This window comes from Kineococcus siccus, from assembly GCF_009906795.1.
Classification (GTDB): Bacteria; Actinomycetota; Actinomycetes; order Actinomycetales; family Kineococcaceae; genus Kineococcus; species Kineococcus siccus.
Map to the genome: position 1 here is coordinate 1 of NZ_JAAALN010000271.1, position 4,909 is coordinate 4,909.

The following is a 4,909-nucleotide window of genomic DNA, read 5'->3' on the forward strand; positions in this document are numbered from 1 at the left end:
CGTCGCGCGTGCTGCGCCGGCCTCCCGCGTGAGGTCGCGCACCGTCTGCAGGGCCGCGGACACCGCGGCCCGCTCGCCGCGCTGCAGCAGGTCCGCCACGGCGCGCGAGATGGCGATGAAGGGCGTCGGGGGTGGCACCCGGAGCACCGCCACGCCCTGCGCGCGGCCGGCCGCCACGAGCCCCGGGGGCACCTCGGCGTGCCCCAGACCCACCCCGAAGCCGACCGCCGCGACCCCGGCGCGGGCCAGGCCCTCGACCCAGCCGGGCCAGCCGGCCCCGCCCGGGCCGCCCTCGGCGCCGACGCGCAGCCCGGTCGTCAGCAGCAGCTCCCCGCCCTCGAGGAAGGGCGTCGGGTCGTCCAGCTCGCTCGTCGCCACCCAGCGCAGCCGGGTGCCGGTCGGTCCGCCCAGCACGCGCAGCGCGAGGCCCTCGACCGCCAGCAGGTCCGCCACCGTCACCACCGCACCGTCACCACGGTGGCAGTCTCGCACCGCGTCCCCGGCGCGGCGGTGCACCGCTGCTACTGACGGGCCCCGGTCGCCGGGCCTAGCGTCGGGGCGGACGCCGGACGACCTTCAGGAGTGGACGTGACGCAGACCGAGACGCACAGCCCGACGACGCAGGAGGTCCCGACCCCGCCCGAGGCGCCCCCGCAGGACCTGCCGCTGGGCGGGCCGGGGCTGCCGCAGGTGCGGCGGCTGCTCACCGAGGTGCCCGGGCCCCGCTCCCGCGCGCTCGCCGCGCGCCGCCGCGCCGCGGTGTCCGCCGCCGTCGGCTCCTCGATGCCGTTCTACGCGGCCGCGGCCGCGGGCGGCGTCGTCGTCGACGTCGACGGGAACTCGTTCATCGACCTGGGCTCCGGGATCGCCGTGACCTCGGTCGGGGCCAGCGCCCCGCGCGTCGTCGAGGCTGTGACCGAGCAGGTGTCGCAGTTCACCCACACGTGCTTCATGGTGACCCCCTACGACGCCTACGTCGCGGTCGCCGAGGCCCTCAACGAGATCACCCCGGGGGACTTCGAGAAGCGGACCGCCCTGTTCACCTCGGGCGCCGAGGCCGTCGAGAACGCCGTGAAGATCGCCCGCGCCCACACCGGGCGCACGGGGGTCGTCGTGTTCGACCACGCCTACCACGGCCGCACCAACCTCACGATGGCCATGACGGCGAAGAACATGCCCTACAAGGAGGGTTTCGGGCCGTTCGCGACCGACGTCCACCGCGCCCCGCTGTCCTACCCGTTCCGCGACGGCGTCGACCTCGAGGGGAACCCGATCGACGGGCCGGCCGCGGCCGCTCGAGCGATCGCCGTCATCGAGAAGCAGGTCGGCGCGTCGAACGTGGCGTGCGTCGTGGTGGAGCCCGTGCAGGGCGAGGGCGGGTTCATCGTGCCCGCCGAGGGCTTCCTGCCCGCGCTGCTGGAGTGGACGCGCGCCCACGGCATCGTGTTCGTCGCCGACGAGGTGCAGAGCGGCTTCGCCCGCACGGGCGCCATGTTCGCGTGCGAGCACGAGGGGATCGTCCCGGACCTCGTGACGACCGCGAAGGGCATCGCGGGCGGGCTGCCGCTGTCCGGGGTCACGGGCCGCGCCGAGATCATGGACGCGCCGGTCGTCGGCGGGCTCGGCGGCACCTACGGCGGCAACCCCGTCGCGTGCGCCGCGGCCCTCGCGGCGCTGGCGACCGTGCGGGAGGAGGGCCTGCTGGAGCGGGCCACGGCGCTCGGCGCCCTCATGACCACGCGCCTGCAGGCGCTCGCGCGGCGCGACCCGCGCGTCGGCGACGTCCGCGGCCGCGGCGCGATGATGGCGGTGGAACTCGTCGAACCCGGCACCCACGTGCCCGACGCGGCGCTCGCCGCCCGCGTGGCCCGGGAGGCCACCCAGCGCGGCGTCATGGTGCTCACGTGCGGCACCTACGGCAACGTCCTGCGGTTCCTGCCCGCGCTGGCCATGCCCGAGCCCCTGCTCGCGGAGGCGTTCGACGTCCTCGACGAGGTCTTCGCGGGGACGGGGGCGACGGCGTGAGCGGCACCGCCGAGCGTGAGCGCGACCTGCTGGGATCCGTTCCCACGCAGCTGTTCGTGGGCGGACGGTGGCGCGCGGCCGACGGCGGCGCGACGGTCGACGTCGAGGACCCGGCCACCGCGCAGGTCCTCACCTCGGTCGCCGACGCGAGCGTCGCGGACGGCCGGGCGGCGCTGGACGCCGCCGTCGAGGCCGCTCCCGCGTGGCGGCGCACCCCGCCCCGCGAGCGCGCCGAGGTCCTCCGTCGCGCCTTCGAGCTGCTCACGGCGCGCGCCGAGGAGTTCGCGCTGCTCATGACGCTGGAGATGGGCAAACCCCTGGCCGAGGCCCGCGGCGAGGTCACCTACGGTGCGGAGTTCCTGCGCTGGTTCTCGGAGGAGGCGCCGCGGATCTCGGGGCGGTACTCGGAGAACCCGGTGGGCGGCAGCCGGTTGCTGACGATGAAGCAGCCGGTGGGCCCGACGCTGATGATCCTTCCCTGGAACTTCCCGCTCGCGATGGGGACCCGCAAGGTCGCTCCCGCGGTCGCGGCCGGCTGCACGATGGTCGTCAAGCCCGCGACGCAGACGCCGCTCACGACGCTGCTGTTCGCGCAGCTCATGGCCGAGGCGGGGCTGCCCGAGGGCGTCCTGAACGTCGTCACGACGACGCGGACGGCGGCCGTGATGGAGCCGGTCATCCGCGACCCGCGGCTGCGCAAGCTCACGTTCACGGGGTCCACCGCGGTCGGGCGCACGCTCGTGGAGCAGTCCGCGCAGCAGCTGCTCCGGCTCTCGATGGAACTCGGGGGCAACGCCCCGTTCCTGGTGTTCGACGACGCGGACCTCGACGCGGCCGTCGACGGCGCGATGCTCGCCAAGATGCGCAACACCGGGGAGGCCTGCACGTCGGCGAACCGGTTCTACGTCCAGCGCCCGCTGGCCGAGGAGTTCTCCCGCCGCCTCGCGGAGCGCATGGGGTCCCTCGTCGTCGGCCGCGGCACCGAGGAGGGCGTGCAGGTCGGCCCGCTCATCGACGCCCGCGCGCGCGACGGCGTCGCGGCCCGCGTCGAGGAGGCCGTCGGGGCCGGCGCCCGCGTGCTCACGGGCGGGTCCGCGGTGGGAGGCGAGGGCTACTTCTACGCACCCACCGTCGTCGACCACGTCCCGGACGGCGCGCGGCTGCTGACGGAGGAGACGTTCGGGCCCGTCGCGCCCGTCGTGGCCTTCGACACCGAGGAGGAGGGGCTGGCCCTGGCCAACCGCACCGAGTACGGGCTGGTCGCCTACGCCTTCACGCAGGGGCTCGACCGCGGGCTGCGCGTCGCGGAGGCGCTGGAGACGGGCATGGTCGGCCTCAACGCGGGCGTCGTGTCCAACGCGGCGGCGCCCTTCGGCGGGGTCAAGGCCAGCGGCTTCGGCCGCGAGGGCGGGGCCGAGGGCATCGAGGAGTACCTCGAGACGAAGTACGTGGGTATCACCCACCGCGGCTGAGCCCGGACGCGACGACGGCCGCGGGACCCGGAGGTCCCGCGGCCGTCGACGTGTCCGGGGACTTCCCGGTGCGCTCGGATCAGGAGACGGCCGCGACCGACGCCTTCGCGTAGGCGGCCTGCACCGAGCTGCCGAACGCCGGCCCGTACAGCCGGCTCGGGTCGTCCTGGTAGCTGAAGCTGACCACCGACGTCACCGTCCCCCGGCCCGCCACGGGGTCGAACCGCGACAGCCACGGGCCCCCGCTGGACCCGCCGGCCATCGTGCAGTTGGTGCCGCGGTCGGTCGTCCCGGACGTGTCGGCGAAGCGCAGGCCGGCGCAGTACTTGAGGGTCTCCCCGTCGTCGCGCGCGGAGACCGGGTAGCCGAACACCGTGACGGTGGAGGTGCTGTCCGCGAAGTCGATGGGGAAGGACCCGACGGTCGCGGCCAGGGTCCGGCCCGAGCGCGGCGCGAGGACCGCGAAGGCGACGTCGTTGTTGAGGGCCGCCGCGCTCTCCTGGTCCCCGCCGGACCACTCCGGCGTCGTGAACAGCTGCCGCGCCGCCCACGTCCCGTGCGGACGCTGGCCGTCGCGGTAGCCCGGGACGAAGACGAAGTTGGTCGAGGCCCGCCCGCCCTCCGTCGCGCAGTGCCCGGCCGTGACGACCACGCTGCCGTTGCGGCTGTCGACGCTGCTCGCGGAGCACACGTAGGGCAGCGAACCGCGCGTGAAGAAGACCTTGCCGACGCGCTGGGTCACCGCGGCCGGGCCGGCCCACGCGGTCGCGACCGCGACCGTGCCGGCGGTGGCCCGCGTGCCCCGCACGACGCCGGGGGTGCCCGCCAGCGTGCTGCGCCCGTCGTCGGCCCGCGGCGCCTCGGGAGCGGCGGTCCGGGGCGCCGCGGGAGCCGGTGCGGCGGTGCGCCCGGTCAGCGCGCCCACGGCGGCGGCGACGCCCTGCGTGGACACGGCCGGACCCTCGACGGGGATCGCCGCGGCCATCCGCTCCGGGGTCCAGTACTCCGTGGCGGCCTCGGCGCCCGCGGCGCCCACCGTCGACAGCAGCGTCGCCGACCCGCCCACGACGCCGGAGGCGGCCTGGGCGGAGGCCGGGAGGGCGGTGACGGCCAGGCTCGAGAGGACGACGGCGGCGAGGGCGGCGCCGCGGCGGCGACGGGCCGGGCGACGGGCGGTCCGGAGCATGAGGTGCTGTCCTTCCGAGGGCGGGGTGGGCCACCGCCGGAGTCCTCCGTGACGCCGGCTGCGGGGCCAGTGTCCCCGACGCGGGCCGTCGCCGTCTCCCCGGCGCCCGCCACCACCTGCTCCGCACGGGCCCCACCGCCTTCCTCCACACGGACGCGGGCCCGCCGGTGGGGCCGCCCGGCGCCCGGCCGGCGCGGTCCATGATGGCGGGGGGCGTCGGCGAGGT

At 76.4% G+C, this 4,909-nt stretch carries 4 protein-coding genes; 2 read left to right on the top strand and 2 right to left on the bottom strand.

Going from position 1 to position 4,909, the window contains the following annotated elements; genetic code table 11:
* Nucleotides 1-459, bottom strand: a 459-nt coding sequence (locus tag GTR02_RS19830; RefSeq protein ID WP_205709669.1) for a PucR family transcriptional regulator ligand-binding domain-containing protein, incomplete at its 3' end; no start/stop codon positions are given.
* 201 nt (nucleotides 460-660) lie between these two features.
* Between GTR02_RS19830 and gabT the strand changes: the two genes are divergently transcribed.
* Both gabT and GTR02_RS19840 read left to right on the top strand, forming a co-directional pair.
* Entirely contained in the window at nucleotides 661-2,025 is a 1,365-nt protein-coding gene (gene gabT / locus GTR02_RS19835) for a 4-aminobutyrate--2-oxoglutarate transaminase (protein ID WP_166609208.1), read from the top strand.
* Nucleotides 2,022-3,497: an aldehyde dehydrogenase family protein gene (locus GTR02_RS19840; RefSeq protein WP_166609206.1), complete on the top strand. Its 1,476-nt coding sequence runs from the start codon at nucleotides 2,022-2,024 to the stop codon at nucleotides 3,495-3,497. Before gabT ends, GTR02_RS19840 begins: the two co-directional genes overlap by 4 nt.
* 79 nt (nucleotides 3,498-3,576) lie before the next feature.
* Here GTR02_RS19840 and GTR02_RS19845 read toward each other — a convergent pair whose 3' ends face one another.
* Nucleotides 3,577-4,683 (bottom strand): trypsin-like serine peptidase, encoded by a 1,107-nt coding sequence (locus tag GTR02_RS19845; RefSeq protein WP_166609207.1) that lies wholly within the window; start codon nucleotides 4,681-4,683, stop codon nucleotides 3,577-3,579.
* Between the last annotated feature and the right edge of the window lie 226 nt (nucleotides 4,684-4,909).

What these genes read in the sequence shown, in the direction of transcription:
- GTR02_RS19845 (WP_166609207.1), bottom strand. Translation starts at nt 4,683, where the DNA reads ATGCTCCGGACCGCCCGTCGCCCGGCCCGTCGCCGCCGCGGCGCCGCC.